The organism is Bradyrhizobium sp. Ken64, assembly GCF_055807555.1.
Map to the genome: position 1 here is coordinate 296,867 of NZ_JBVVPA010000003.1, position 25,350 is coordinate 322,216.

Annotated in this window: 25 protein-coding genes; 12 read left to right on the forward strand and 13 right to left on the reverse strand. The window is 64.9% G+C overall.

Annotated features, from left to right (window positions below):
• Positions 1 to 96: 96 nt before the first annotated feature.
• Complete coding sequence (locus tag AC0L2F_RS07240) at positions 97 to 1,425, forward strand: multicopper oxidase family protein (protein ID WP_473247957.1); 1,329 nt, start codon at positions 97 to 99, stop codon at positions 1,423 to 1,425.
• Positions 1,426 to 1,435: 10 nt separating this feature from the next.
• Here AC0L2F_RS07240 and AC0L2F_RS07245 read toward each other — a convergent pair whose 3' ends face one another.
• Both AC0L2F_RS07245 and AC0L2F_RS07250 read right to left on the reverse strand, forming a co-directional pair.
• Complete coding sequence (locus tag AC0L2F_RS07245) at positions 1,436 to 1,915, reverse strand: GNAT family N-acetyltransferase (protein ID WP_473247958.1); 480 nt, start codon at positions 1,913 to 1,915, stop codon at positions 1,436 to 1,438.
• Positions 1,915 to 3,414, reverse strand: a complete 1,500-nt coding sequence (locus AC0L2F_RS07250) for an NAD(P)H-hydrate dehydratase (protein ID WP_473247959.1) — start codon at positions 3,412 to 3,414, stop codon at positions 1,915 to 1,917. The genes AC0L2F_RS07245 and AC0L2F_RS07250 overlap by 1 nt, the downstream gene beginning before the upstream one ends.
• A 380-nt stretch (positions 3,415 to 3,794) precedes the next feature.
• Between AC0L2F_RS07250 and AC0L2F_RS07255 the strand changes: the two genes are divergently transcribed.
• Both AC0L2F_RS07255 and glnA read left to right on the forward strand, forming a co-directional pair.
• Positions 3,795 to 4,133, forward strand: a complete 339-nt coding sequence (locus AC0L2F_RS07255; protein ID WP_007603495.1) for a P-II family nitrogen regulator — start codon at positions 3,795 to 3,797, stop codon at positions 4,131 to 4,133.
• A 149-nt stretch (positions 4,134 to 4,282) separates the two neighbouring features.
• Entirely contained in the window at positions 4,283 to 5,692 is a 1,410-nt protein-coding gene (gene glnA, locus AC0L2F_RS07260) for a type I glutamate--ammonia ligase (protein WP_007603494.1), read from the forward strand.
• Positions 5,693 to 5,949: 257 nt separating this feature from the next.
• Here the strand turns inward: glnA and AC0L2F_RS07265 are convergent, their stop codons facing one another.
• Both AC0L2F_RS07265 and AC0L2F_RS07270 read right to left on the reverse strand, forming a co-directional pair.
• Positions 5,950 to 6,723: a gamma-glutamyl-gamma-aminobutyrate hydrolase family protein gene (locus AC0L2F_RS07265; protein ID WP_473247960.1), complete on the reverse strand. Its 774-nt coding sequence runs from the start codon at positions 6,721 to 6,723 to the stop codon at positions 5,950 to 5,952.
• A 90-nt stretch (positions 6,724 to 6,813) separates the two neighbouring features.
• A complete protein-coding gene (locus tag AC0L2F_RS07270; RefSeq protein WP_473247961.1) occupies positions 6,814 to 7,518 on the reverse strand; it encodes a hypothetical protein in 705 nt (234 codons plus the stop codon).
• 135 nt (positions 7,519 to 7,653) lie between these two features.
• On the opposite strand from AC0L2F_RS07270, the gene AC0L2F_RS07275 reads away from it, so the two are divergent.
• Complete coding sequence (locus AC0L2F_RS07275; protein ID WP_473247962.1) at positions 7,654 to 8,787, forward strand: AI-2E family transporter; 1,134 nt, start codon at positions 7,654 to 7,656, stop codon at positions 8,785 to 8,787.
• A 6-nt stretch (positions 8,788 to 8,793) separates the two neighbouring features.
• Here the strand turns inward: AC0L2F_RS07275 and AC0L2F_RS07280 are convergent, their stop codons facing one another.
• The 6 genes from AC0L2F_RS07280 to AC0L2F_RS07305 form a co-directional block, all read right to left on the reverse strand.
• The gene (locus AC0L2F_RS07280; protein ID WP_473247963.1) at positions 8,794 to 9,090 is read right to left on the reverse strand and encodes an antibiotic biosynthesis monooxygenase family protein; all 297 of its coding nucleotides are present in this window, start codon (positions 9,088 to 9,090) and stop codon (positions 8,794 to 8,796) included.
• 102 nt (positions 9,091 to 9,192) lie between these two features.
• Positions 9,193 to 9,429 carry a hypothetical protein gene (locus AC0L2F_RS07285; RefSeq protein ID WP_063996120.1) on the reverse strand — a complete coding sequence of 79 codons (237 nt, stop codon included), beginning with the start codon at positions 9,427 to 9,429 and terminating at the stop codon, positions 9,193 to 9,195.
• A 57-nt stretch (positions 9,430 to 9,486) separates the two neighbouring features.
• Entirely contained in the window at positions 9,487 to 10,719 is a 1,233-nt protein-coding gene (locus tag AC0L2F_RS07290) for a GGDEF domain-containing protein (RefSeq protein WP_473247964.1), read from the reverse strand.
• A gap of 229 nt (positions 10,720 to 10,948) precedes the next feature.
• Complete coding sequence (gene rpsI, locus AC0L2F_RS07295; RefSeq protein WP_007611021.1) at positions 10,949 to 11,428, reverse strand: 30S ribosomal protein S9; 480 nt, start codon at positions 11,426 to 11,428, stop codon at positions 10,949 to 10,951.
• Position 11,429: 1 nt separating this feature from the next.
• The gene (gene rplM, locus AC0L2F_RS07300) at positions 11,430 to 11,894 is read right to left on the reverse strand and encodes a 50S ribosomal protein L13 (protein ID WP_007611024.1); all 465 of its coding nucleotides are present in this window, start codon (positions 11,892 to 11,894) and stop codon (positions 11,430 to 11,432) included.
• A gap of 158 nt (positions 11,895 to 12,052) precedes the next feature.
• Positions 12,053 to 12,481 carry a PaaI family thioesterase gene (locus tag AC0L2F_RS07305; RefSeq protein ID WP_007611026.1) on the reverse strand — a complete coding sequence of 143 codons (429 nt, stop codon included), beginning with the start codon at positions 12,479 to 12,481 and terminating at the stop codon, positions 12,053 to 12,055.
• A gap of 86 nt (positions 12,482 to 12,567) precedes the next feature.
• On the opposite strand from AC0L2F_RS07305, the gene AC0L2F_RS07310 reads away from it, so the two are divergent.
• The 4 genes from AC0L2F_RS07310 (at position 12,568) to AC0L2F_RS07325 (ending at position 15,959) form a co-directional block, all read left to right on the forward strand.
• Positions 12,568 to 13,392: an enoyl-CoA hydratase gene (locus tag AC0L2F_RS07310; RefSeq protein ID WP_473247965.1), complete on the forward strand. Its 825-nt coding sequence runs from the start codon at positions 12,568 to 12,570 to the stop codon at positions 13,390 to 13,392.
• Between the two features lie 111 nt (positions 13,393 to 13,503).
• On the forward strand, positions 13,504 to 14,088 hold the full coding sequence (locus tag AC0L2F_RS07315; protein ID WP_473247966.1) for a CoA-binding protein: 585 nt from the start codon (positions 13,504 to 13,506) through the stop codon (positions 14,086 to 14,088).
• Between the two features lie 138 nt (positions 14,089 to 14,226).
• Positions 14,227 to 15,507: an O-acetylhomoserine aminocarboxypropyltransferase gene (locus AC0L2F_RS07320; protein ID WP_473247967.1), complete on the forward strand. Its 1,281-nt coding sequence runs from the start codon at positions 14,227 to 14,229 to the stop codon at positions 15,505 to 15,507.
• A 119-nt stretch (positions 15,508 to 15,626) separates the two neighbouring features.
• A complete protein-coding gene (locus AC0L2F_RS07325; RefSeq protein ID WP_473247968.1) occupies positions 15,627 to 15,959 on the forward strand; it encodes a hypothetical protein in 333 nt (110 codons plus the stop codon).
• A gap of 13 nt (positions 15,960 to 15,972) precedes the next feature.
• Here the strand turns inward: AC0L2F_RS07325 and AC0L2F_RS07330 are convergent, their stop codons facing one another.
• Positions 15,973 to 17,055: a COX15/CtaA family protein gene (locus tag AC0L2F_RS07330; RefSeq protein ID WP_473247969.1), complete on the reverse strand. Its 1,083-nt coding sequence runs from the start codon at positions 17,053 to 17,055 to the stop codon at positions 15,973 to 15,975.
• A 93-nt stretch (positions 17,056 to 17,148) separates the two neighbouring features.
• On the opposite strand from AC0L2F_RS07330, the gene AC0L2F_RS07335 reads away from it, so the two are divergent.
• The gene (locus tag AC0L2F_RS07335) at positions 17,149 to 17,370 is read left to right on the forward strand and encodes a DUF2842 domain-containing protein (RefSeq protein ID WP_473247970.1); all 222 of its coding nucleotides are present in this window, start codon (positions 17,149 to 17,151) and stop codon (positions 17,368 to 17,370) included.
• Here AC0L2F_RS07335 and AC0L2F_RS07340 read toward each other — a convergent pair.
• Complete coding sequence (locus tag AC0L2F_RS07340) at positions 17,360 to 18,400, reverse strand: polysaccharide deacetylase family protein (RefSeq protein ID WP_473247971.1); 1,041 nt, start codon at positions 18,398 to 18,400, stop codon at positions 17,360 to 17,362. The two genes, AC0L2F_RS07335 and AC0L2F_RS07340, sit on opposite strands and share 11 nt — an antisense overlap.
• 125 nt (positions 18,401 to 18,525) lie before the next feature.
• On the opposite strand from AC0L2F_RS07340, the gene AC0L2F_RS07345 reads away from it, so the two are divergent.
• Positions 18,526 to 19,707: a GNAT family N-acetyltransferase gene (locus AC0L2F_RS07345; protein ID WP_473247972.1), complete on the forward strand. Its 1,182-nt coding sequence runs from the start codon at positions 18,526 to 18,528 to the stop codon at positions 19,705 to 19,707.
• 201 nt (positions 19,708 to 19,908) lie between these two features.
• Here AC0L2F_RS07345 and AC0L2F_RS07350 read toward each other — a convergent pair whose 3' ends face one another.
• Positions 19,909 to 22,185, reverse strand: coding sequence for a GumC family protein (locus AC0L2F_RS07350; RefSeq protein ID WP_473247973.1), 2,277 nt, complete (start codon positions 22,183 to 22,185; stop codon positions 19,909 to 19,911).
• A gap of 203 nt (positions 22,186 to 22,388) precedes the next feature.
• Between AC0L2F_RS07350 and AC0L2F_RS07355 the strand changes: the two genes are divergently transcribed.
• Both AC0L2F_RS07355 and AC0L2F_RS07360 read left to right on the forward strand, forming a co-directional pair.
• Positions 22,389 to 23,522, forward strand: a complete 1,134-nt coding sequence (locus tag AC0L2F_RS07355; protein WP_007611043.1) for a glycosyltransferase family 4 protein — start codon at positions 22,389 to 22,391, stop codon at positions 23,520 to 23,522.
• Positions 23,523 to 23,642: 120 nt separating this feature from the next.
• On the forward strand, positions 23,643 to 25,193 hold the full coding sequence (locus AC0L2F_RS07360) for an undecaprenyl-phosphate glucose phosphotransferase (RefSeq protein ID WP_473247974.1): 1,551 nt from the start codon (positions 23,643 to 23,645) through the stop codon (positions 25,191 to 25,193).
• The last annotated feature ends 157 nt before the right edge of the window (positions 25,194 to 25,350 follow it).

A 25,350-nucleotide genomic window follows, 5' to 3' on the forward strand; every position in this document is an offset into this window, starting at 1 on the left:
CCCGCCTGTTCGCAGCAAAAAAATGGACCGATAGAGGCAGGCTTCAACTAGGCACGACGGCTGGACTTATCCAGCACGGCGTGGTCCGGATCGGCGATGAAAACGCGGATCTTCGACCCGACGAGGCGCGAGGTTTTGGCCGGACTTGGAGCCGGACTTGGCGCCGGACTTGGAGCCTCTGCGGCCGGGCTGATGGCGGGCGGCGCAGTCCCGGCCATGACCGCCCAGCTCGCCCTTCAGGCAAGGCCGGCAACGCTGGCTCTGAGGCCCGGGCGGCCGGCTACACCCATCTGGGAGCTCGCCGCCGTAAGCCACCTCGGGGATGTCCGTCTCAAACGTGGCGATCGCTGCGAGGTGGTCTTCCGCAACGGCCTGCCTGTCCCGCTTGCACCAGTCTGGTACGGCCTCAATGGCCCGGCCGCGGCCGACCCGCTTCGGGGTCGCGCTCCGACGGCCCCGGACGCGACGGAAACATCAATCGTTTCAGTGCCAAACGCGGGAACCCTGCTGGCCGACTTCCGGCTGTTCGAGGACGGCCTGAAGCAGCCCGCGCGCCCACTTCCGATCATCGCCGCCGAAACCAACTCGGTCGCCGCCGATCGCGACGTGGTCCTCTTGATCGAGGAATGGCGGCTGCGGCCGGATGGGACCGCGCTTGCCCCGGGCCGGGACTCGAAGGACACGTCCCCGCTCTACACAATCAACGGAACGACTTCATTCGAACTCTCAGCTGCGGCGAATGAGCGGCTGCGGCTGCGCTTTATCAACGGCTCCCAACGTTCTGTTCTGGCGATCAAATTGGAAAGTCACGAGGTCCAGGTGATGGCCCTGGACGGACAGCCGGCCGAGCCGTTCCCGGCTCGCAACGGCGCGCTGGTGCTGGCTCCCGGCGCACGCGCCGACGCCTTCGTGGATGCGGCCACATCGGCCCCGTTCCTGCTGCATGACGGCAAGGAGGCGCGCCAGGTCGGCCGCCTGACGGTCTCGGGCAAGCTTGAGCGGCGCGCGCCACTGTTGCCGCCGCAGCCGCTTCCTCCGAATGACCTGCCCGACCGGCTCGATCTGAGGGGCGCCCTGCGATTCGATGTCGCGCTCGGGGCAGCCGACGCCGGCTGGGTACGGTCCGCAAATTTCTCGACGTCCTTCGCCCCCGCCTTTCGCACCAAGGCCGGCCGCACCATCGTGTTGGCCCTCAAGAACCTCGCCCCCGTCGCCACCGTCTTCCATCTCCACGGCCACCATTTCCGCCTGCTCGACAAGCTCGACGACGGCTGGAAGCCCTATTGGCTCGACACGCTCGCGATCGAACCCGGCCAGACCCAGCGCATCGCGTTCGAGGCCAGAGGCCCCGGCCGATGGCTGATCGAATCCGTCGTCACCGATTGGGCCGCGCCGCGGCTGGTGCGCTGGTACGGGGTGGAGTGAGGTGCGCCGATCAGACGTGCGGCTTGGCCGTGAGTTCGATTCCGAGCGCCTTCATCACCGCGATAGTCGTTTTCAGCGTCGGATTACCGTTGGTGCTGTTTCGCGCTCCGTTGGTCTGCTCGATCAGCGTGAACCCGCGCGCTTCATAGAAGTGCCGCGCCAACGCGTTGCGCTGGAAGGTCCAGAGCTCCAAACGTTCGCAGGCGCCTTTGGCGACATCGAGCAGTTCGGTGCCGACGCCGCGCCCTTGAACCGCAGGAAGCACGTAAAGCTGCTCGATCCAGCCGTCACGGAAAGCGATGATCCCGCTCAGTACATCGGCATCGAAGCGGCCCCACACGCGGCACGTCGCGAACACATGCTCGCGGTAGAACCAGCGGTCCTCGTCCGGCGTATGCAGCCCAACGAGCCAGGCCATCGCATGGTCGAATGCAGCCCGGTGAACCTGCGCCGCCGCGCCCATCTCGGTGAGCGCGAGCTGCCTGAGCATTAGTACTCGATCCCCAGCGCACCATAGATCCGTCGGTGCACGGCGGGCAGCGTCTCGGTGAGATCCTCTGCGATCAGGCCCGGCCCCGCCTCGCTCGCCGCTTCGCCATGCATCCACACGGCGATGCTGGCGGCTTCGAACGTCGGGACGCCTTGCGCAAGGAGGCCTGCGATGATGCCGGCGAGCACGTCGCCGGCGCCCGCGGTGGCGAGCCAGGGCGGTGCGTTGGCGGCGATGGTGGCGCGGCCGTCGGGTGCGGCGATCGTAGTGTCCGGGCCCTTCAGCAGCACGACCGCACCGCAGCGCTCGGCGGCGGCGCGCACGCGCTCGATCTTCGAGCGCCCCGGATGTTTATTGCTAAGGTCGGAGAACAGCCGCGGGAACTCGCCCTCGTGCGGTGTCAGCACCACCGCCTTGTCCTGCGACGTCTTGATCGATTCGAACAGGCGTTCGGGATTGGCGGCAAAGCTCGTCAGCGCATCCGCATCGAGCACCAGGCGCCGCTGGGCGTTAAGCGCCGTGTGGACGAGATCGCAGGTGCGCTCGCCGACACCCGCGCCGGGACCGATGATGCAGGTGTTGTAACGCTTGTCGCCGAGCAGCTCGCCGAACTCGATGGCGGTATCGACGGGGCGAACCATCACCGCGGTGAGCGCAGCCGCATTGATTGCCAGCGCATCACGCGGTGTGGCCAGAGTCACCAGGCCCGCGCCGGCGCGCAGCGCCCCGCGCGCGGCGAGCCGCGCCGCACCGGTCGCGGCCGCATCGCCCGAGACCGCCAGCACATGGCCCCGCACGTATTTATGGCCGTCGATGCGCGGCACCGGAAAGGCGGCGCCCCAGAAGTCCGGATCGTTCTCGAATATCTTCGGCGCGATCTCGTCCAGCACCTGTGCCTCGATACCGATGTCGGCGACACGCACGTGGCCGCAATGCATGCGCCCCGGCAGCAGCAGATGCGCCGGCTTCTTGCGGAAGAAGGTGACGGTCTCGGTGGCGTTGACCGCCACGCCCAGCATGGCCGCGCTGGTGCCGTTGATGCCGCTCGGCAGGTCGACCGCGAGCACCGGGGCACCGTTGCCGTTGATCGCCTCGATCATCTCACGCGCCTCGCCCTCGACCGGACGGCTGAGGCCCGCGCCGAACAGCGCATCGATGATCAGCGCCGGTCGTCCGATCGCCTGCGGGTTGAACGGGAGCACCGGGTGCTTCCAGCCCCGCGCGGCCGAGGCCGCATCGCCCTGGAGCTGGTCCCGCTCGCACATCAGGATCACCGAGACCTCGCGGCCTTGCGCGGCGAGCTCGGCGGCTGCGACAAAACCGTCCCCGCCGTTGTTGCCCGGGCCGGCCACGATCAGGATCGGCCCCTCCTCCACCAGCGCGTGGGCGGCCTCGGCGATGGCCTGGCCGGCACTGAGCATCAGCTTGAAGCCGGGGGTGCCTGCCGCAATGCTGAGCTGGTCGGCGCGCTGCATTTCGGCGGTGGTCAGAACTTCCATGCCACTTCCCTGTCCAAAAGCCTTTTCAAGAGGCACGTTCCGCGCCGGGCCATCCGACGGAACAGCGATCTGCACAGATATTGAACCGTTTGCCTATTTCGTAGTCTGCGGTATTTTGTGCGGGTCGGCGCCACCTATCAGAGCTGCACGTTAAAAGGCTGATAACGCTCCAATAATCAGGGCATTTGCAACTTGGCATAGACCCTGCTTTCGCGGAAGTCGCTTCGGTTCGTCGTGCTCACTGGCATTTATCAGGGTGTGGCCGGCCGTTGTTGCCGGACTGGTCAGGGATCCCGGCATAGCGAAGACAAGATCGTGCGTTAACAAAGCGCATCCTGACGAAGACGTTGCTATTTGTTCGAAAGGCCGGGAGGCGCGCAGTGAAGAAAATCGAAGCCATCATCAAGCCATTCAAGCTCGACGAGGTGAAGGAAGCGCTTCAGGAAGTCGGCCTTCAGGGCATCACCGTCACCGAAGCCAAGGGCTTCGGCCGGCAGAAGGGTCACGCCGAATTGTACCGCGGCGCAGAATACATCGTCGACTTCCTGCCCAAGGTGAAGATCGAGATCGTGATCGGCGACGATCTGGTCGAGCGCGCCATCGACGCAATCCGCCGCGCCGCGCAAACCGGGCGCATCGGTGACGGCAAGATCTTCGTCTCCAACATCGAAGAGGCGATCCGCATCCGAACCGGCGAATCCGGGCTGGACGCTATCTGAGCCGGGTGCTATCCCGCATTTTGCGACATTCTGACAAGAAATAGGCTGCTTCGGCGGCCTCATTTTGTTTGTGCCTCGCGCGCCTCAAGAAGCGTGAACACGGTCGCTTGAAGCTTGGAAACCGACCCGCAGAGCCAAAAGGGGTATGCATGAAGACCGCCAAAGACGTCCTGAAATCGATCAAGGACAACGACGTCAAATACGTCGACCTGCGCTTCACCGATCCGCGCGGCAAGTGGCAGCACGTCACCTTCGACATCAGCATGATCGATGAAGACATTTTCGCCGAAGGAACGATGTTCGACGGCTCCTCGATCGCCGGCTGGAAGGCGATCAACGAGTCCGACATGTGCCTGATGCCCGATCCGGTGACCGCGACGATCGATCCGTTCTTCGCCGAGACCACCATGGTCATCACCTGCGACGTGCTCGAGCCGACCACCGGCGAGCCCTACAACCGCGATCCCCGCGGCATCGCCAAGAAGGCCGAGGCGATGGTGAAGTCGATGGGCGTCGGCGACACCGTGTTCGTCGGCCCCGAAGCCGAGTTCTTCGTGTTCGACGACGTGCGCTTCTCCGCCAACCCCTACAGCACCGGCTTCCGCCTCGACTCTTCGGAGCTGCCGACCAACTCCGACACCGAATACGAGGGCGGCAATCTCGGCCATCGTGTCCGCACCAAGGGCGGCTACTTCCCGGTGCCGCCGCAGGATTCCGTGCAGGACATGCGCTCGGAGATGCTCGGCGCCATGGCCAAGATGGGCGTCAAGGTCGAGAAGCACCATCACGAAGTCGCCTCCGCCCAGCACGAACTCGGCATGAAGTTCGACACGCTGACCTTGATGGCCGACCACATGCAGATCTACAAATACTGCATCCACCAGGTCGCGCACATCTACGGCAAGACCGCCACCTTCATGCCGAAGCCGGTCTTCGGCGACAACGGCTCGGGCATGCACGTGCACCAGTCGATCTGGAAGGACGGCAAGCCGGTGTTCGCCGGCAACAAATACGCCGACCTGTCGGAGACCTGCCTCCATTACATCGGCGGCATCATCAAGCACGCCAAGGCGATCAACGCCTTCACCAACCCGTCGACCAACTCCTACAAGCGTCTGGTCCCGGGCTACGAGGCCCCTGTGCTGCTCGCCTATTCCGCGCGCAACCGCTCGGCCTCCTGCCGCATCCCCTACACCGCTTCGCCGAAGGCCAAGCGCGTCGAGGTGCGTTTCCCCGATCCGCTCGCCAATCCCTATCTCGGCTTCGCCGCGATGCTGATGGCCGGCCTCGACGGCATCAAGAACAAGATCGATCCGGGTCCGGCGATGGACAAGGACCTCTACGATCTGCCGAAGGAAGAGCTGAAGCAGATCCCGACCGTGTGCGGCAGCTTGCGCGAGGCGCTGGAAAATCTCGATAAGGACCGCGGCTTCCTCAAGAACGGCGGCGTGTTCGACGACGACTTCATCGACGCTTACATCGAGCTGAAGATGACCGAAGTCGCCCGCTTCGAAATGACCCCGCATCCGGTCGAGTTCGAAATGTACTATTCGGGCTGAGCGGCCCGACCACGACGCACGAAAGGCGCCCCTCGGGGCGCTTTTTTTGTGGTCCTCGCGTTTCGTTCTGCGTCTGACTCCACTTCGTTCTCAAGGAACGAATCGGAATCGAGAAAACCGGCGCGCACCAATTCTTGATATCTGGTTTATTGTGCCCGAGAGATCGCGGCCGCCTTCACGCCGTCACGCGACAGCGACTGGATTTGCTTCGCTGCGCTCACGATGACGATGGTTATAGGCCTCGGCGCGCCCTGCAGCTACGCCGCCGCGCGCTGCTTCGCCACCATGGCCTGACCGAAAGCCTCGAACAGTTTTCGATTGATCGGATTGTGCTGCGGGTCGTATTCGGCGTGCCATTGCACCCCGAGCGCAAAGGCCTTGGCGTCCGCGATGCGGATCGCCTCGATGGTGCCGTCCTCGGCAATGCCCTCGATCAGCACGCGCTTGCCGGGATCGAGGATGCCCTGGCCGTGCAGCGAATTGACCCTGATCTTGTTACAGCCGAGCAATTCTGCGAACGCGCCGCCCGGCGTCAGATCGACGTCGTGGCGATCGGCGAACACCACGGTCGGATCGGGATGGATCTCGCCGTTCTCGAGCCTCGGCATGCGATGGTTCATGCGGCCCGGGATTTCGCGGATCTCGGGATGCAGCGAGCCGCCGAAGGCGACGTTCATCTCCTGGAGGCCCCGGCAGATGCCGAACAGCGGGATACCGCGGGCAACGCAGGCGACCGAGAGCGCCAGCGCCACCTCGTCGCGGTGGATGTCGTAGGGCTCGTGCGCCTCACACGGATCGACGTTGAAACGGGTCGGGTGCACGTTGGCGCGGGCGCCGGTGAGCACGATGCCATCGACGGTATCGAGCAGCGCGCCGATATCGGTGATGTCGGGCGAGCCCGCGAACATCACCGGCAGGCCGCCGGACACCTCGGCCACCGCGCGCAGATTGCGCTCGCCGACCATCTGGACCTGAAATCGATTTTCAACGCGATGGGCGTTCCCGATCACGCCGACGACCGGCTTTCTCATCTCCCGTTCAGACCTCTCCCGTAAGAAGATTCTCTAAACATGCCCCTGGGATGGAACAAATTCAACAGAAGGGTACGCGGGACGGCAATGCTATTTTCGCGCAAATGCCTCCCGGGGCTCGATCGCGCCGCCGAGGGGCAGGCCGGCGGCCTTCAGCGCGGTCGCCGCCGCGTCGCCCGGCGCGGCCAGCCAGGGCAGTTTCGCCTCGATTCCGCGCGTCACGGACTCCCCGAGCACGCCACCGAAATCAATCGGCCAAAGCCCGTTGGGCACGATTTCGGCGGTAAGGCCACGGAGTGCATAGCCGTCGCCCAGGACCGCCTCCGCATGGTCGCCGGTGACAAGCCGCGCGGTTGCAGGGTCGAGGGGATCGCCAAAGCTCACGAGCACGGGCATTAGGTCCCCCTGCACCGCGACGACGCCGGTCTGCCGGTTGAGCTCGTTGAACGAGACGCGGTTGCCGCGCGCGGCGCCATAAGCGCGGAGCGCGACATAGTTGATGTCGTCGAGATCGAGCTTCGCGCCCTGCTGATGCGCGAGCAATGCCACCACATTCTTTCCCCGGCCAAGGTCGACGAACACAGCCTCGCCGCGCATCGTGGTGCGGCCGCCCCGGCTATAGCCGCGATCGGGCACGACGGACAGAATGCCCGAGCCGGTCTTGATCCCGTCAGGCGTCGTCACCTCGACCGTGAGGCGATATTTGTGACCGGGCCGGTTGATCCGGATCTGGTCGCCTATCACGAGCACGGCGAGAAGGCCGAGCAGACCGGCCCACTTGCTGATGAAACTCAAGCGCCCTCACCTGTTCTTTCCTCATCGCTCTGCACCGTTCACGCACCAGCGTCAAACCAGCGCGTTGACGCGGTCTTGATCCGGATCGCGTTTATCGAAAGAGTGCGGTGCGCACCGCGCTGAAAAGGACCCGATGTGACCATTCCCGCAGATGAACGACCCCGGACCCGCACCGATCTGGCCTGGGCGATCTCGGTCGGGGGCATCGGCATCGTGCTGTTCACGGCAATGCTGGTCTTCACCTGGTATTTTGCGGCGACCCTGCTCCTGATCTTCACCGGAATGCTGCTCGGCGTCGGCCTCAATGCGCTGACCAACGCGCTTGGCCGCCGCGTGCACCTGCCCCACGCGGTCCGGCTCGCCATCGTCTGTGCCGCGCTGGCCGTGATGCTCGCCGGCGTGGCCTATCTCGGCGGCGCCACCATCGCCGAGCAGGCCTCGCTGCTGAGCAAGACGATCAGGTCGCAGATCACCAACGTCCGGTCCTTCCTCGAAAACCATGGGATCGACACCAGCTTCTTCGATCTCGGCAACGCCGCACCCGCTGCCTCCACCGATGTGACGCCGGCGCCGGCCCCGAACTCGGGCTCGCACGGCGGATTGCCGGGCGCTGGCGCGCTGGCCTCGAGCGGTGGGGCGATCGTGAGCCAGACCTTCAAGCTGCTGCTCGGCACCATCAGCGCGGTCGGCAACATCTTCATCGTGCTGTTCCTGGGGCTTGCCTTCGCCGCGCAGCCCACCGTCTATCATGACGGCCTGTTGTTTCTCGCGCCGGCCAGGCATCGGGCCCGCATCACCCTCATCATCGACGGCATCGGCGAGACGCTGGAGCGCTGGCTGATCGCGCAGATCGTCGTGATGCTTGCGGTCGGCGTGGTGACCTGGATCGGACTCGTCCTCATCGGCATTCCCGGCTCGTTCATCCTGGGGATACAGGCGGGCCTGCTCGCCTTCATCCCGACCGTCGGCGCCATCATCGCCGGCGTCGTGGTCGTGCTGGCGAGCCTCGCCTCGGGATGGATTCCGGCGCTGTCGGCCTTTCTCCTCTTCATGGGCGTGCACGCCATGGAGAGCTATGTGCTGACGCCGATCCTCCAGCGGCAGGCACTGGACATTCCGCCGGCCACGCTGTTCGCGTTCCAGATCCTGCTCGGCGTCGTGTTCGGAATCTGGGGCCTGGCGCTGGCGCTACCACTGGTCGCCATCGCCAAAGTCATGATCGACCACTTCAAGACGTATGAAGCACCGCCTCTGGCGGAGGCGGCCTGAGCCGCCTCAGGTGGTGAGCACGGTTTCGGTGTGCTCGACCTCAGGGGGTGCCGCAAAATACTGGCCGACGAGGCCGCGCCATTCGGCGAAATTCTCGGAGCCGCGGAAATCGACGGTGTGGTTCTCGAGCGTTTCCCACTTCACCATCAGACGATAGCGCTGCGGCTTCTCGATCGACTTGTGCAGCTCGAAACCGTGAAAACCGTTGGCGCGGCCGAAAGCGGCCTTGGCCTTGGCGACGGCGGCCTCAAAATCCTTCTCGCTGCCCGGCTTGACGTCGATTTGCGCGATCTCGGTGATCATCTGTTTCCACCCATTTTTGTTCGATGGGCGTGTCTACCGCAGACCGCGACAAAGAAAAAGGCGCCGAAACGGCGCCCTGCCCGGTCCAGAAATGCAGATCACTCAGGCAAGCAGGACAACGGTGCCCGCCACCATCAGCGCACAACCGGCGAACAGCGCGAGCGGCCAGTAATTGCGGCCTTGCGTGTAACGCCCCTGGGCGCGGCGCTCGGTGATCAGCGCGCTCTCGTATTCGTCCGCGGTCGAGAACAAGCAGGCGAAGCCGCCGCGTGCCGAAGTCGCCGCGGCTTCGAGCGACATCAGGGCAGCCTGCGGATTCTGTCGACGGATCGATTCCATGACCGCAATGGTAGGGATCGAATGGTAAACAGGGGATTACCGCAAGGCCTCCTATGCCTAGGCGGTCGCCGTCTGCGCCTTGGACGGCGTGTTGGGCCCACCGATCCGCGCGGCGCTCTGGCGGCGCCAGTTCTCCAGCGACAATGGCAGCTCCTCCGCCGCCTCGACGCGGTTACGGCCGCCGCGCTTGGCCTGGTAGAGCGCGGTGTCGGCCGAGGCCAGCAGCACTTCAAGCTCGGTGCCGGCCGGACCGCCGGCGACGCCGATGCTGACGGTGGTGTCGACCGGGCCGTCATCGACAACGACGCCGGAGGTCTCGAAGGCTTCGCGCACGCGCTCGGCGACCAGCACGCCCTCCTCGAGCGAACACGGCAGGAGGGCGGCGAACTCCTCGCCGCCGATGCGACCCGACATGTCGCTGATGCGCAGATTGCTGACGACGACGGTCGCGAACAGTTTCAGCATCTCGTCGCCGGCGGGATGGCCGAAGCGATCGTTGATCGACTTGAAATGATCGATGTCGAAGATCATCGCGGTCACGGGACGGCCGGCCTTGGCCTCGCGCTCGATCACGCGTCCGCAGGCTTCCGAGAAGCCGCGGCGGTTGAGCATGCCGGTCAGGGGATCGGTGGACGCGGCGGTCCGGTGCGCGGTGACGGTGCGCTCGGACACCAGCATGAAGATCACGAACACCGTGCCGACGGCATAAAGCACGAGTTCGACCGCGAACACGGTGACCCAGATGCTGGTGGAGAAGCCGGCATCGTTCGGGCGCAGGAAGCTGCCGAGCAGGATCGGCAGCATCAAGACGCAGCCATGCATCACCGGGACCACGAAGGCCGGCCAGCGCCGTTGCAGACTCTTGCGCCGCTCGACCCAGAGCTCGCTCGCGGTCAGCGCCGCATAGACCGAGACGATGCCGGCGCCGACGATCATGCGCAGCATGGACGCGGTGGGATCGAGCAGCGTGGCGGCAGCGGCCCAGGCGAGCGCGCCGACCAGGAGACCCGGCCAATTCGGCTTGCGGCCGTGGAAGACGCGCGCCGCGTTCCACACCATGCCGCAGGCGACGAAGCCGACCGCGTTCAGCGCAAGGTAAAGATGCGGCCCCAGCCTGTCGCCCGCCGCCGTCCAGAGCGCAACCGATGCGGCGCCGAGCAGATAGGCAGTGCCCCACCATTTCAGCGCAGCGCTGTTCTCCTGCCTTCCGAAAAACACCATCATGGCGCCGAGCAATGCGGCGACCATGGTGGCGACCAAATAGAGCGTGATGCTATCGAGCGACATCATGTCGGCCCCCTTCTAGACATAGCAGTTACGCGACCGGCTCAACCGATTTGCGCGCCCTTCCAAATGCGACGCTATGTCCCGCGGGTTCCATTCAGGTTTTCATGCGGGGCCAAGTTTTCAGGAAACACGCCATCAATTTGCATACAAACGAACAGCAAAAAGGGCGCTGAAATCAGCGCCCTTTTGCATCTCATTGAAGCCGCTTTCGCGGCGAATGCGACCGAAGCGATTAACGCTTCGAGAACTGGAAGGACCGGCGGGCCTTGGCCTTGCCGTACTTCTTGCGCTCGACCACGCGGGAGTCGCGGGTGAGGAAGCCACCCTTCTTGAGCACGGTGCGCAGCTCCGGCTCGAAATAGGTCAGCGCCTTGGAGATGCCGTGACGGACGGCACCGGCCTGGCCGGACAGACCGCCGCCGGCGACGGTGCAGATCACGTCATACTGGCCGGACCGCGCGGCCACGGAGAACGGCTGCTCGATCATCATGCGCAGCACGGGACGGGCGAAATAGACCTCGACCTCGCGCGAGTTGACCGTGACCTTGCCGGCGCCGGGCTTGATCCAGACGCGGGCGACCGCGTCCTTGCGCTTGCCGGTGGCGTAGGCGCGGTTGAACTTGTCGACCTTCTTCTCGTGCTTGGGCGCGTCGGGCGCGGCCGCCGTCTTGAGCTGCGAGAGCTGGTCGAGCGACTGGATGGATTCGGCCATGTTATGCGGCCCTCGTGTTCTTGCGGTTCAACTTGGCGATGTCGATCTTCTCGGGCGTCTGGGCCTCGTGCGGATGATCGGCGCCGCCATAGACGCGGAGGTTGCCCATCTGGACGCGACCGAGCGGGCCACGCGGGATCATGCGCTCGACGGCCTTCTCGAGCACGCGCTCGGGATGCTTGCCCTCGAGGATCTGGCGCGCGGTGCGCTCCTTGACGTGGCCGACATAACCGGTGTGCTTGTAATAGGTCTTCTGCTCGCGCTTGCGGCCGGTGAGAACCGCATACTGCGCGTTGATGATGATGATGTTGTCGCCGCAATCAACATGCGGGGTGTAGGTCGGGAGGTGCTTGCCGCGCAGGCGCATGGCAACGATGGTGGCGAGACGGCCGACGACCAGACCCTTGGCGTCGATCAGTACCCACTTCTTCGTCACCTCAGCCGGCTTTGCCGAAAAGGTTTTCATGTCAGAGTTTCCGTGGACGGGGAGCATCGGCGCGAACACCGCACCGGACTGGGCGGTTTTCTAGAGAACAGCGGCGCTGCGGTCAATGCCCAAAGGCGGAATTTACACGTTCAAGATCAATGGCTTAGAATTATGGTATTAAGATACCTGCAAAAAGATCAAACGTTTGGAATGGAATAGGTCGAGGTGACATGCGCAATCGGATCGGGGGAGGTACCGGACAATAGCTTCACCTCGCCGACGGCGAGGCGCTTTCCGAGCTTGAGCAGCCGCGCCTCCGCCAGCACGTCCTGCCCGGGTTGCCCCTTGCGCAGGAAGTTGATGTTGAGATTGGTGGTCACGGCGAGCCCGATCGGCCCGATCGCGGACAACAGCACCACGTACATCGCGAAATCGGCGAGCGCCATCAGGGTCGGGCCAGACACGGTTCCGCCCGGCCGCAGCATCCTTTCGCTGTAGCGCTGACGCAAAAGGCAGGCCTGACCGTCCGCGCTCTCGATGGTGATGTCGTCGCCACTGAAGGCCTGGGGAAACTCGTTGCGAAGGAACTGCTCGAGCTCCGCCACGCTCATTTTCGCTAACGCCATGCTACCCCTCACCCTCGCTTCACGTCCCCTGTTACATTAAGTTATCTGCGTCATCCAATCGCAATAATCCAACCGGAAACGCTTCGATGTCCGTCCAGGCCGCCCGCGTCCCCTCCCCGCAACCGCCGATCCTGCTGCGCGAGACCGTGGGCCCCATCGCGGTCCTCACCCTCAACCGCCCGGCCGCCCGCAACAGCCTGTCGGCGACGATGATCGCAAGCCTGCATGCCGAGCTCAACGAGATCCGCGACGACAAGTCCGTCCGCGGTGTCGTGATCGCGGCCAACGGCCCCGCCTTCTCCGCCGGCCACGACATGAAGGAGCTGACCGCGCGCCGCACCGACCCGGATCGCGGCCGCGCCTTCTTCGCCGAGATGATGACCGCCTGCAGCGCGATGATGCAGGCGATCGTGCGCCTGCCCAAGCCCGTGGTCGCATCCGTCCAGGGCATCGCCACCGCCGCGGGCTGCCAGCTCGTGGCAAGCTGCGATCTGGCGATCGCCTCGGAAGCAGCACACTTCGCCACTCCCGGTGTCGACATCGGCCTGTTCTGCTCGACGCCGATGGTGGCGCTATCGCGCAACGTCCCGCGCAAGCAGGCGATGGAGATGCTGCTGACGGGCGAGCCGATCCCGGCCGCGCGCGCCCGCGAGATCGGGCTCGTCAATCGTGTCGTCGCCGCCGGCACCGAGCGCGACGCCGCCATTGCGCTGGCCGAACAGGTCGCGCTGAAATCCGCCTATACCGTCAAGCTCGGCAAGGAGGCGTTCTATCGCCAGGCCGAGATGAGCCTTGCAGACGCCTATCGCTATGCGGCAGAGGTGATGACCGAGAACATGATGGCGCGAGACGCCGAGGAAGGCATCGGCGCTTTCATCGAGAAACGCACGCCGACATGGCGGGACGAGTGACTGTATTTGTTACACCGTCATTCCGGGGCGGCTCGCAGAGCCGAACCCGGAATCTCGAGATTCCGGGTTCGATGCTGCGCATCGCCCCGGAATGACGAACGAAAGAAAAAAATGAACCACGACGCCTATCCCGACAATTACATCCGGGGCATTCTCAACAACGTGAAAACGATCGCCATGGTCGGCGCCTCGCCTGCCAACGTGCGGCCGAGCTATTTCGCGTTCAAATATCTGGCCCAGCGCGGCTACGACATGATTCCGGTCAATCCCGGCCATGTCGGCAAGGAGCTGCTCGGAAACCCCTTCGTCGCCTCGCTGTCCGACATCGGCCGTCCCGTCGACATGATCGACATTTTCCGCAACTCCAGTCACATCATGCCGGTGGTCGAGGAAGCCCTCACGCTCGATCCGCTGCCGATGGTGATCTGGATGCAGCTGGGGGCGCGCGACGATGCGGCGGCGCTGAAGGCGGAATCGGTCGGTATCAAGGTGGTGATGAACCGCTGCCCCAAGATCGAATATGGCCGCCTGTCGTCGGAGATCTCCTGGATGGGCGTCAATTCACGCACGCTGAGCTCCAAACGCGCCCCGGTGCCGACGCAGGGCATGCGCTTATCCCTCAATCGGATGAGTGTCGGCGGCGGCGACACCGCGGCATCGGACCGCGCCGCCAAGAACAAGAGCGAGCAAAGCTGACGCAGTTGCGAAGGTTTCATTTCGCGAACGCGACAATGCGTAGCACGATCGTTCCGATGTGAAGCCGCGCCTTGACGGCAGCCGCGGCGCCAATCAGCATGCCGCGCGATTTCAGGCCACGAGAACAGGACGCCCTCCATGAGCGATCGCCTTCCGGGATTTTCGACCCTCGCCGTGCATGCCGGTGCACAGCCCGATCCCACCACCGGTGCGCGCGCGACTCCGATCTATCAAACGACGTCGTTCGTCTTCAACGACGCCGACCATGCCGCCTCTCTGTTCGGCCTGCAGGCGTTCGGCAACATCTATACCCGCATCGGCAATCCCACCAACGGGGTGCTGGAAGAGCGCGTCGCAGCCCTCGAAGGCGGTACGGCCGCGCTTGCGGTGGCTTCGGGCCATGCCGCGCAGGTCGTGGTGCTGCAGCAATTGCTCCAGCCCGGCGACGAGTTCATCGCCGCGCGAAAGCTCTATGGCGGCTCGATCAACCAGTTCACGCACGCGTTCAAGAGCTTCGGCTGGAACGTGGTGTGGGCCGATCCCGATGACATTGCGAGCTTCGAGCGCGCGGTGACGCCGCGCACGAAAGCGATCTTCATCGAGTCCATCGCCAATCCGGCCGGCAGCATCACCGACATCGAGGCGATCTCGACGGTGGCGCGCAAGGCGGGCGTCCCGCTGATCGTCGACAACACGCTGGCCTCGCCCTATCTGATCCGTCCCATCGATCACGGTGCCGACATCGTCGTGCACTCGCTGACGAAATTTCTCGGCGGCCACGGCAATTCGATCGGCGGCATCATCGTCGATGCCGGCACCTTCGACTGGTCGACCGGCGGCAAATATCCGATGCTCTCCGAGCCGCGGCCCGAATATCACGGCATCCGGCTCCAGGAGACGTTTGGCAATTTCGCCTTCGCGATCGCCTGCCGCGTGCTCGGCCTGCGCGACCTCGGACCGGCGCTGTCGCCGTTCAACGCCTTCATGATCCTCACCGGCATCGAGACATTGCCGCTGCGCATGCAGAAGCACTGCGACAATGCGAAGGCGGTCGCCGAATTCCTCGCCGGCCATCCGGCGGTGGCCGCGGTGAATTATGCGGGCCTTGCAAGCGACAAGTACAACCAGCTCGCACGCAAATACGCGCCGAAGGGTGCCGGCGCCGTGTTCACCTTCAGCCTGAAGGGCGGCTACGATGCCGGCGTCAGCCTGGTGTCGAAATTGCAGCTGTTCTCGCATCTGGCCAATGTCGGCGACACCCGCTCGCTCGTCATCCATCCGGCCTCGACCACGCACAGCCAGCTCGACGACGCCGCCAAGATCAAGTCCGGCGCCGGCCCCGACGTGGTGCGGCTCTCGATCGGCATCGAGGACAAGGAAGACTTGATCGCCGATTTGGAACAGGCGCTGGGCGCGTAGCATCAACGTCATTCCGGGGCGCTTTGGTGTGCCCCGGAGTGCGGCTCCAGTTAACAGTCGTTAACCATATCTGCCGCATACATCGTCACTGGATCGCCCTCTTTGATTCGGAGCCGAAGATGCTGCGCTGGATAGTGCCTGCCCTTGCGGCAATGCTGATGGTCACGGCGGCGATGGCCGCCGATTTGCCGGCCAGGCCGAAGCGGCAGGCCGCCGCTCCGCCGCATGTCTATGTCGAGAAGGATCCGGATGCGTTGATCTCGCCGGCCTACGGCATCGGCAGCTACGTCAGCAACTTGCCAGGTACGCCGCTGCTGCCCGGCTCCCACACGCTGCCGGGCTATTATGGCCGCCCATGGGACTATGATTATCAGGGCGCGTATTACGGCGGGGCGCAGGTCGATTATTTCTGGCGCCTGCCCTACTCGTGCGGCATCTACGGCTATTGCTGAAGAGCTGATCCGATCAGCCGGGCTGACCGACGGGAACCGCGCGTGGCTGCACCTCGGTCGAATGCCGTGGAGCGAGCCGCTCTGTCTGCATCACCGCAAGCGTCAGCACCACGATGGCGACCGCCTGATGCGCGAGCGCCAGATCGATCGGCACCTGGTTGAGCAGCGTGAGGATGCCGAGCAATGCTTGCAGGCTCACCCCGCCCAACAGCAAAAGCGCCCCGCTTGCCGCGGCCCCCGCGCGCGAACGGACCGCATCCAACGCGTGCAACGCCGCCAGCGCGAACAGCGCATAGGCCGTCATGCGGTGCTCAAACTGCACCGTCAGCACATTGTCGAACATGTTGCGCCACCACGGCGTTTCGAACCACAGCCGCTCCATTGAGGGAATGAACGCGCCGTCGATCTGCGGCCAGGTGTTGTAGGCGCGACCGGCGCGCAGACCCGCAACCAGCGCACCGAAATAGATCTGGATAAAGGTCACGACGAGGAGCAAGGCGCTGGTGAAGCGCAGCCGCGACGATGCTGCGATCTGCGGCCGTTCGGCGAGCCGCCGCACCGTCCAGACGATGCCGGCGAAGATCAACAGCGCGAGCACAAGATGCGTCGCCAGCCGATATTGCGAGACCTCGACGCGTCCCGACAGGCCTGAGGCCACCATCCACCAGCCCACCGCGCCCTGGAGCCCGCCGAGCCCGAACAACAGCCATAGCCGCCGCTTCAACTCACCGGACAGGCCGCCGCGCCAGAGGAAGAACAGGAACGGCAGCAGATAGGCGACGCCGATGAAACGGCCGAGTAGCCGATGGCTCCATTCCCACCAGAAGATCTCCTTGAACTCGGACAGACTCATGCCGGCGTTGAGTTCGCGATATTGCGGGATCGTCTTGTAGGCCTCGAAGGCCGCCGTCCACTGCGCTTCCGAGAGTGGCGGCACGCTGCCCGTGACCGGCTTCCATTCGACGATCGAGAGCCCGGATTCAGTCAGCCGCGTCGCGCCGCCGACCAGCACCATCAGAGCGATCAGCGCAGCCACTGAGATCAGCCACCGGCGCACGGCGCGATGCGGTTCGGACGGGGCGGAAATCGTCGTCATTCGAGGCAAAACCAGAGCTTGAACCGGACTGCGTGCCCCTTATAGTCCCCCGCTCCCGCAGCGCAAGTTACGCGAAAGCCGCGATATTCCGTCATGACGATCCGCACCCGCAAGTTCCTCGGCACCCTCCTGCTCCTGGTGCTCGCCACCGTCTGGGCCCTGCTCGGCATGGCGCTGGCGCAGATGCCGTGGATCGCCGAATCCGGCTGGCGGCAGGCGATCTATTACGTGGTGGTCGGCATGGGCTGGGTGCTGCCGGCGATGCCGATCGTGAGCTGGATGCAGCGGCCGGACCGGGCGAAAACTAGTTCGTAGTTCCGCCCGTCGGTTTCACCGGCGCAAAAGCAACCCCCGACACCAGCACCCGCATGATGCGCAGCGAGCGCACCCGGCCATCCCAGGAAATGCGCGGCAGCGCGCGCAGATTGGTGCGCCCTTCCGCATCCACGACGCCCGGGATCGTCGTCACCGCGCTGGCAAAGCCGGCCTCCTCCGCCATGATGACATGGCTGCGCCGGAACGAGGCGCGATCGCCGAACGGAAAGGCGAGATGCCGGATATCGCGATCGAAGGCCGCTTCCGCCACCGCCTTGCCCATCGTCATCTCGCGCAGCGCCGCCGCATCCTTCATGTTGGCGAGAACGGGATAGTTCACGGTCGCACTGCCGATCGTCACCAGCGGATCGGCCGCAAGCCTCGCCAGATCCTCCCACTTCATCGATGCCTCGCGCGAGAGCGCGGCAAGGTCGACCCGGTAGCGCGTGCAGAGGTCTGCGATCGCAGCCGACACATCCGCCGGCGGCAGCGAGCGCAGCCAGGCCTCGAGGAACGAAAACAGCGCCTGCTTCTCGGCGTTATCAGTAACCGTGAAGCGCTGCTCCTTGTCGCCCATCATCAGGCTGACACGGCTCTCGCGCGCGATCACCTGTTCGAGTCCGAGCCACCAGGCCTCACCGACGCCGTCGGGAAACGCCGTGGGCACGTAGATCGTGAAGGGCACGGCGTGACGCGCCAGCACCGGATAGGCAAAGTCGATCAGATCCTTGCCGGCACCGTCGAAGGTGAGGGCCACGAAGCGCCGGTGTTCGGACAGCGTCACCGCGCGCCGGCAGACCTCGTCCATGCCGAGAAAATCATACTTCCACCGCTTCAGCGCGCGAATGGCGCGATCGAGGAAATGCGGCGTGATCTCGTTTTCGCGCAGCGGCTGAAACCCGCCGCGCCGCGGCCGCACATGCGCAAAGCGCAGGATCGCGCCGGCACCACGACTGCGCAGCGCTGCCTGGCCCGTGAGCCAGGTCAGCTCAAGGCGCAGCCGTTCCAGCCATCTGTCGTCGGATGCCACTATCCCACCTCGCGCCCGTCGGCGGCCGTTCCCCCCCTATAGTCATTACCCTTTGTTGACATTTCTTTGCAAAGGTCGGCCACAGGCCGAATTACGCATATTTTGATTTCTCGACAGGTTCGCGAATGACCATGGCTGCGGCGATGCAAAGCCGGACGGCAGAATTGCCAGCGGGGTCGAAAGCGGGCCGCATCGCGCATGTCGATATCGTCACAGATCTCGGCGCGGCCGAGGCCGTCTGGCGTGGCTTCGAGCAGCCCGGTCACCTCTTCACGCCCTATCAGCGATTTGATCTGCTCAGTCCCTGGCAGCGTCTGGTCGGCGAGCACGAACGCGCCCGCCCTTTCATCGTCGTTGGCCGCGACGCCGAGCATCAGCCGCTGCTGCTGCTGCCGCTCTCGCTGCGTCAGAACCATGGCGTGCGCACCGCCTGCTTCATGGGCGGCAAGCATACGACCTTCAACATGGGCTTGTGGAACGCTGGGTTTGCGGCGCAGGTCGCCAGCGCCGATCTCGACGCGCTGTTTGCACCGCTTAGCGAACATGCCGACGTGCTCGCACTGACGCAGCAGCCGCTGCACTGGAACGACCAGCAAAACCCGTTCGCGCACCTGCCACGCCAGAGCGCGATCAACGGCTGCCCGCTGCTCACGATGGAACCGGGCGGCCCGCCGGCATCGCGGATCAGCAACTCCTTCCGCCGCCGCCTCAAGAGCAAGGAGAAGAAGCTCCAGGCGCTCGCCGGCTATCGCTATCATCTGGCGACGACCGACGCCGACATCACCCGCCTGCTCGACTGGTTCTTCCGCGTCAAGCCGGCGCGGATGGCCGAACAGAAGCTTCCCAACGTCTTCGCCGAGCCCGGCGTCGAGCCATTCGTCCGCAGCGCCTGCCTTGCGCCACGTGGTGACGGCCGCGTCATCGACATCCACGCGCTCGAATGCGACGACGAGGTGATCGCGATCTTCGCCGGCGTCGCCGACGGCCAGCGCTTCTCGATGATGTTCAACACCTACACGATGTCCGAGCACGCCCGCTACAGCCCCGGGCTGATCCTGATGCGCTACATCATCGACCGCTGCGCCGAGCGCGGCTACCGCTCGCTCGACCTCGGCATCGGCTCGGACGAGTACAAGCGGATGTTTTGCAAGGACGACCAGGACATCTTCGACAGTTTTGTTCCGCTAACGTCACGCGGGAAATTCGCGGCAATGGCGATGTCCTCGCTGAGCCACGGCAAGCGGCTGGTGAAACAGAACCAGATGCTGTTCGACCTCGCGCAGCGGCTGCGGCGAGCGTTCGGGTAAGAATTTCCCGGTTGGGAAACGCTCCCTTGCGGCGCATCCTTCGAGACGCCCGCCTCTGGCGGGCCCTCAGGATGAGGGGAGAATTCGCGGCAGCACCTTCAACGGATTCCGATTTAGCCAAGCCTCATCCTGAGGAGACCGCGAAGCGGTCGTCTCGAAGGACGAGGCGCTCGCTCGGGCCCCACAGAGATGGCAAGGACATTACGCCGCCACGACGCGCGGCGCGTCCCTTGCACCCGACGGCTGCACGGACCTGCGCAGCATCGTCACGTCGCTGAAGCCGACGGCGCTGAGCTGTTCGCACATCAGCGCGCGTGCATCCGGCGTCATCGACGCGTCGGGCACCACGACGGCGCGGGCATTCGCCGTCAGGAGCTCGGCGGGAAGGTCGGAGGCAGTGCCGGCATCGAGCAGCACGTGGTCGTAGGCGCGCAGCAGCGCGTCGATCGCGAGCGTCACGCGGGGCGACTGCAACAGGCTGCGATCGAAGCCGGGACGGCCGGCCATGACGAGATGCAGCCGCGAGAGCTTGTCCCGGGTGATGATCTGCGCGAACGACGCCTCGCCCTGCATCAGTTCGGCAAGGCCGGGCGCCGAGGCATCGACGGACACGGCGGCGATGGTCGGCGAGGACGCGGCGAGATCGACCACGACGACCCGCGCGTCGCGCGCGAGATGCCGGGCCAATGTCAGCGTCGACAGCGTGATGGCTTCGCCGCTCGCGGTGCCGAGCACCGTGACCTTCTTCGCCAAGGCCCCGGCGGCGCGCAGGCTGTCGGCCAGACGCTCGATCTCCGCGAATTCGGTGACATCGGCATCGGCCGTCATCTCCGGCTGCAGCGGCGCGGGTTCTGCCATGACTGGATCGATGACCGGATCGACGAAGGGCTCGACTACCACCGGTTGGACGATCTGTTCCTGGCGAGCCGACGCCCGCGTCAGCGCTGGCGCGAATACCGCCACCGCACGGGGCGCAGTCTGGCGCAACAACTCTCCGGTGACGACGACGCCGGACGAGAGCAGCAGTGTCGCGATCGTCGCGATCAGCACGATCGGCAGCTTCTTCGGATAGGCCGGCGTGTTCGAGACCACGGCGCGCGAGATGATGCGGCCATCCGTCGGCGCGGTGTCGATGGTCTCGCGGGTGTTGGCTTCGCGGTACTTCGCGAGATAGGTTTCGAGCAGGTCGCGCTGGGCCTTGGCCTCACGCTCGAGGGCGCGGAGCTGTACGTCCTGGCCGTTGGTGGCCGTCGCCTGCTTCTTGAGCTGCTCGAGGCTCGCCGACAATTCCTGGACACGCCCACTGGCGGCACGCGCGTCGTTTTCGAGCGTGCGGGCGAGCTTGGCGGCCTCGTCGCGGATCTGGCTGTCGAGGTCGGCGAGCTGCGCCTTCAATTCCTTGATGCGCGGATGGTTGCCGAGCAACGTTGACGATTGCTCGGCCAGCTGCGCCCGCAACGCCACGCGTTGCTGGGAGGGCGTGCGCATCGATTCCGAATTCAGCACTTCCGACGATTCGATCGGCTTGCCGCTCTGGATCATCTCGCGGATCAGGCGCGCCTTGGCCTCGGCGTCGGCCTTGAGCGCGCGCGCATTGTTGAGCTGGGTGTTGACCTCGCCCATCTGCTGGTTCGACAGCGTCGTGTTGTTGGTGCCGACGAACAGGCTCGACTTGGAGCGGAAATCCTCGGCCTTCGCTTCGGCCTCGGAGACATTCCGTCGCAGCTCGTCGATCCTGCCGGCATACCACTGGCTGGCGTTTCGGGCCTGATCCTGGCGCGCATCCTGCTGGAGCACGAGATAGCCGTCGGCGATCGAATTGGCGACGCGCACGGCGAGATCGGGATCGGCAGACTGGAATTCGATGACGATGACGCGCGACTTGTCGACGGCGTAGGCCTGGAGGCGCTCGTAATAGGCGTCCAGCACCCGCTCTTCCGGCGTCATCGAGAACGGATCGCGGCCGATGCCGACCAGCGCCGCAAGCGACTTCAGCGGCGAAATGCCTTGCAGCACAGGATCAAACTCGGGCCGTTCCGCAAGCTTGTTCTTCTTGATGATCTCGCGCGCGAGATCGCGCGACAGCACGAGCTGCACCTGGCTGGTGACGGCTTCGGCGTCGAGCGCCTGCCGTTCCTCGGCGCGATCGCTGTTGGGGCGCAGAAACACGTTCTCGCGGCCGTCGATCAGGATGCGGGATTCAGACTTGTAGCGCGGCGTGATCAGATTGACGATCGCGACGGACGCGACGAGCGCCAGCACCGTCGGCACGATGATCCAGCCGCGCTTGCGCGCCAATGCCGCGCCGAGTGCGTGCAGGTCGATGTCGCCGGATTCGACTGGCGCCGGCCTCGGAGCAATGGGTGCGGGCTTCGCTTCAACCCGGGGCTCGAGTTCGGCCCGCTTGGCTGCGGCCTTCGAGACAGCCCGCTCGACCACCGCCTTGTCCTTGCCGGCACGCCAGAACGCTAAACGCATCGAACACTCCCGCAGGCGCAACGCCACGAACCTACCTCAACCAGGGCGATTACACTCCATTAAGGTTGCCGCTGGGTTAATCGTGGCGTGCCGCAGCTCGCGCGGGCACGCCCGTCACCGTTTGTTAACCACGAGGGCTCTTAATCCGTCTCGATATTTCGTGAGTTTGTTCGAGCATTCGCCGTCGAGCGCTGGTTTTGATCATGCCCCCCTCTCCCGACCAGCCGCTTCGTATCCTACACGCCGTGCGCGCTCCGGTCGGCGGCATTTTCCGCCACATCCTCGACGTCGCCAACGGCCAGGTCGATCGTGGCCATCATGTCGGCATCCTCGCCGACAGTCTCACCGGCGGTGAGCGCGCCGACAAGGCCCTTGCCGAGCTCGCACCGCGGCTGAAGCTTGGCGTGCACCGGATGGCGATCCGCCGCGAACCGTCGCCTGACGATGTTCTGGTCTGGTTCCGCTTGCGGCGCCTGATCGCCACGCTCAAGCCCGACGTCATGCATGGCCACGGCGCCAAGGCCGGCGCCTTCATCCGCATGCGGCGGCGATCCGACGACACCATCCGCATCTACACCCCGCATGGCGGCTCGCTGCATTATCCCCTCAACACCCTCAAGGGCGAGTTTTACGCGCGGCTCGAGCGTGCGCTGATGGACGCGACCGACCTGTTCCTGTTCGAAAGCGCGTTTGCCCGCGACACCTATCAACGCATCGTCGGCAAGCCGAAGGGCGTGGTGCATTGCGTCTTCAACGGCGTGACGCCGGAGGAATTCGAACCTGTCGTCATGGCCGACGACGCCACCGACCTCGCTTATGTCGGTGAGTTCAGGCACATCAAGGGCGCCGATCTGCTGGTCGAAGCGGTGGCGCGCCTGCACGAGGGCGGCAAGAAGGTCACGCTGACGCTCGGCGGCGACGGCGAGGAGACCGCGGCGCTGAAAGCGCAAGTCGAGAGGCTCGGCCTCTCCGGCGCCATCCGCTTCATCGGTCACGTCAAGGCACGCTACGGCTTCTCCAAGGGGCGGCTACTGGTCGTTCCCTCGCGTGGCGATTCCATGCCCTACGTCGTGATCGAGGCCGGCGCCGCCGGCATTCCGATGATTGCGTCCAAGATCGGCGGCATTCCCGAGATTTTCGGCGCGGAGAACCCGGCGCTGTTCGCGCCGAGCAACGCGGAAGCCATGGCCGAGGCGATTGCCGCTGCGCTCGACAATCCGCTGGGAACAGCGCAGCGCGCCTCGTCCCTTCGCGAGCGCATCTCGGCGCATTTCTCCCAGCAGGCGATGGTCGAGGGCGTGCTCGCGGGCTATCGCGACGCATTTACCAATCACTAACCATTCTTAAGACCCGCTTTAGAGAATCTTCCGATTTGTCCGATAATCCGAGGGCCAGGGGATGCTCGCCCGGGCAGCAAGGACGCGGCCCGCGGGTTTTTGGAATGGACGTGGACGCCCGTGGAACCGCTCAACGCACGCTCGATGCTCGATGCCGCGACCAGCGCCGCGGCGAAGCCGGCTGACCGGCCCTTTGTGGAGCGCCGCCAGCGGCTCTCGCCCGCCGCGCTCGACGTCGTCAACCAGAAGGTCGCCCGCGCCTATTCACCGATCGTGATCACCGGCTTCGTACGCCTCGCCGATTTCGCACTGCTGAGCCTCGTCGGCATCGTACTCTATCTCGGCTACGTGATGCCGCACGCCGGCTCTTTCAGCTGGATCTATCCCGCGCAGATCATCGCCGTCGCGGTGTCCGCCGTGGTCTGCTTCCAGGCCGCCGACATCTATCAGGTGCAGCTGTTCCGCGGTCAGCTCCGGCAGATGACGCGGATGATCTCGTCCTGGTCGTTCGTCTTCCTGCTGTTCACCGGCATCTCCTTCTTCGCCAAATTCGGCAGCGAAATATCGCGGCTGTGGCTTGCCGCCTTTTACGTCCTCGGGCTCGGCGCGCTCCTCTGCGAGCGTCTGGTGCTGCGCTCGCTGGTGCGCGCCTGGGGGCGCGAGGGCCGGCTCGACCGCCGCACCATCATCGTCGGCTCCGACCGCAACGGCGAGCAATTGGTCGAGGCGCTGAAGGAGCAGGAGGATTCCGACATCCACGTGCTCGGCGTATTCGACGACCGCAACGACAGCCGCGCGCTCGATACCTGTGCCGGCGCGCGCAAGCTCGGCAAGGTCGACGACATCGTCGAGTTCGCCCGCCGCACCCGCGTCGATCTCGTGCTGTTCGCTCTGCCGATCTCCGCCGAGACGCGCATCCTGGAGATGCTGAAGAAACTCTGGGTGCTGCCGGTGGACATCCGCCTCTCCGCACATACCAACAAGCTGCGCTTCCGCCCCCGCTCCTATTCCTATATCGGCGAGGTGCCGACGCTGGACGTGTTCGAGGCGCCGATCACCGACTGGGACCTGGTGATGAAATGGCTGTTCGACCGCGTCGTCGGCACCCTCGCGCTGCTCGTGGCCTTGCCGGTGATGGGATTGGTGGCGCTGGCCGTGAAGCTCGACAGCCCCGGCCCCGTGCTGTTCCGCCAAAAGCGCTTCGGCTTCAACAACGAGCGCATCGACGTCTACAAGTTCCGCTCGATGTACCATCATCAAGCCGATCCGACGGCCTCGAAGGTCGTGACCAAGAACGACTCGCGCGTCACCCGCGTCGGCCGCTTCATCCGCAAGACCAGCCTCGACGAGCTGCCGCAGCTCTTCAACGTGGTCTTCTCCGGCGATCTCTCTTTGGTCGGCCCGCGTCCACATGCGGTGCAGGGCAAGCTGCAAAGCCGCCTGTTCGACGAAGCCGTCGACGGCTATTTCGCCCGCCACCGGGTCAAGCCCGGCATCACCGGCTGGGCCCAGATCAACGGCTGGCGCGGCGAGATCGACAATGAAGAGAAGATCCAGAAACGCGTCGAGTTCGACCTCTATTACATCGAGAACTGGTCGGTGCTGTTCGATCTCGTCATTCTGCTGAAGACGCCGATCTCGCTGCTGACCAAAAACGAGAATGCGTATTGAGTTGTGGTCATGCCCCGCCTTGTGCGCAGTTGCGCACTGGGGCGGGGCATCCAGTACGCCGCGGCGCTGAGATTCAGCCGCGCTGCCGCGGAATACTGGATCGCCCGGTCAAGCCGGGCGATGACAGAGGTATTTGTGCGCGTAGCAGTTGCGTAAA

Excerpts from the sequence above, each read along its gene's own strand:
- AC0L2F_RS07285 (WP_063996120.1), bottom strand. The coding sequence starts at position 9,429 with ATGGAATCGATCCGTCGACAGAATCCGCAGGCTGCCCTGATGTCGCTC.
- AC0L2F_RS07240 (WP_473247957.1), top strand. The coding sequence starts at position 97 with ATGAAAACGCGGATCTTCGACCCGACGAGGCGCGAGGTTTTGGCCGGA.
- AC0L2F_RS07345 (WP_473247972.1), top strand. The coding sequence starts at position 18,526 with ATGACCATGGCTGCGGCGATGCAAAGCCGGACGGCAGAATTGCCAGCG.
- AC0L2F_RS07290 (WP_473247964.1), bottom strand. The coding sequence starts at position 10,719 with ATGATGTCGCTCGATAGCATCACGCTCTATTTGGTCGCCACCATGGTC.
- AC0L2F_RS07310 (WP_473247965.1), top strand. The coding sequence starts at position 12,568 with ATGTCCGTCCAGGCCGCCCGCGTCCCCTCCCCGCAACCGCCGATCCTG.
- AC0L2F_RS07335 (WP_473247970.1), top strand. The coding sequence starts at position 17,149 with ATGACGATCCGCACCCGCAAGTTCCTCGGCACCCTCCTGCTCCTGGTG.
- AC0L2F_RS07250 (WP_473247959.1), bottom strand. The coding sequence starts at position 3,414 with ATGGAAGTTCTGACCACCGCCGAAATGCAGCGCGCCGACCAGCTCAGC.
- AC0L2F_RS07355 (WP_007611043.1), top strand. The coding sequence starts at position 22,389 with ATGCCCCCCTCTCCCGACCAGCCGCTTCGTATCCTACACGCCGTGCGC.
- AC0L2F_RS07320 (WP_473247967.1), top strand. The coding sequence starts at position 14,227 with ATGAGCGATCGCCTTCCGGGATTTTCGACCCTCGCCGTGCATGCCGGT.
- AC0L2F_RS07265 (WP_473247960.1), bottom strand. The coding sequence starts at position 6,723 with ATGAGAAAGCCGGTCGTCGGCGTGATCGGGAACGCCCATCGCGTTGAA.
- AC0L2F_RS07305 (WP_007611026.1), bottom strand. The coding sequence starts at position 12,481 with ATGGCGTTAGCGAAAATGAGCGTGGCGGAGCTCGAGCAGTTCCTTCGC.
- glnA (WP_007603494.1), top strand. The coding sequence starts at position 4,283 with ATGAAGACCGCCAAAGACGTCCTGAAATCGATCAAGGACAACGACGTC.
- rpsI (WP_007611021.1), bottom strand. The coding sequence starts at position 11,428 with ATGGCCGAATCCATCCAGTCGCTCGACCAGCTCTCGCAGCTCAAGACG.
- AC0L2F_RS07330 (WP_473247969.1), bottom strand. The coding sequence starts at position 17,055 with ATGACGACGATTTCCGCCCCGTCCGAACCGCATCGCGCCGTGCGCCGG.
- AC0L2F_RS07325 (WP_473247968.1), top strand. The coding sequence starts at position 15,627 with ATGCTGCGCTGGATAGTGCCTGCCCTTGCGGCAATGCTGATGGTCACG.
- AC0L2F_RS07245 (WP_473247958.1), bottom strand. The coding sequence starts at position 1,915 with ATGCTCAGGCAGCTCGCGCTCACCGAGATGGGCGCGGCGGCGCAGGTT.
- AC0L2F_RS07280 (WP_473247963.1), bottom strand. The coding sequence starts at position 9,090 with ATGATCACCGAGATCGCGCAAATCGACGTCAAGCCGGGCAGCGAGAAG.
- rplM (WP_007611024.1), bottom strand. The coding sequence starts at position 11,894 with ATGAAAACCTTTTCGGCAAAGCCGGCTGAGGTGACGAAGAAGTGGGTA.
- AC0L2F_RS07350 (WP_473247973.1), bottom strand. The coding sequence starts at position 22,185 with ATGCGTTTAGCGTTCTGGCGTGCCGGCAAGGACAAGGCGGTGGTCGAG.
- AC0L2F_RS07315 (WP_473247966.1), top strand. The coding sequence starts at position 13,504 with ATGAACCACGACGCCTATCCCGACAATTACATCCGGGGCATTCTCAAC.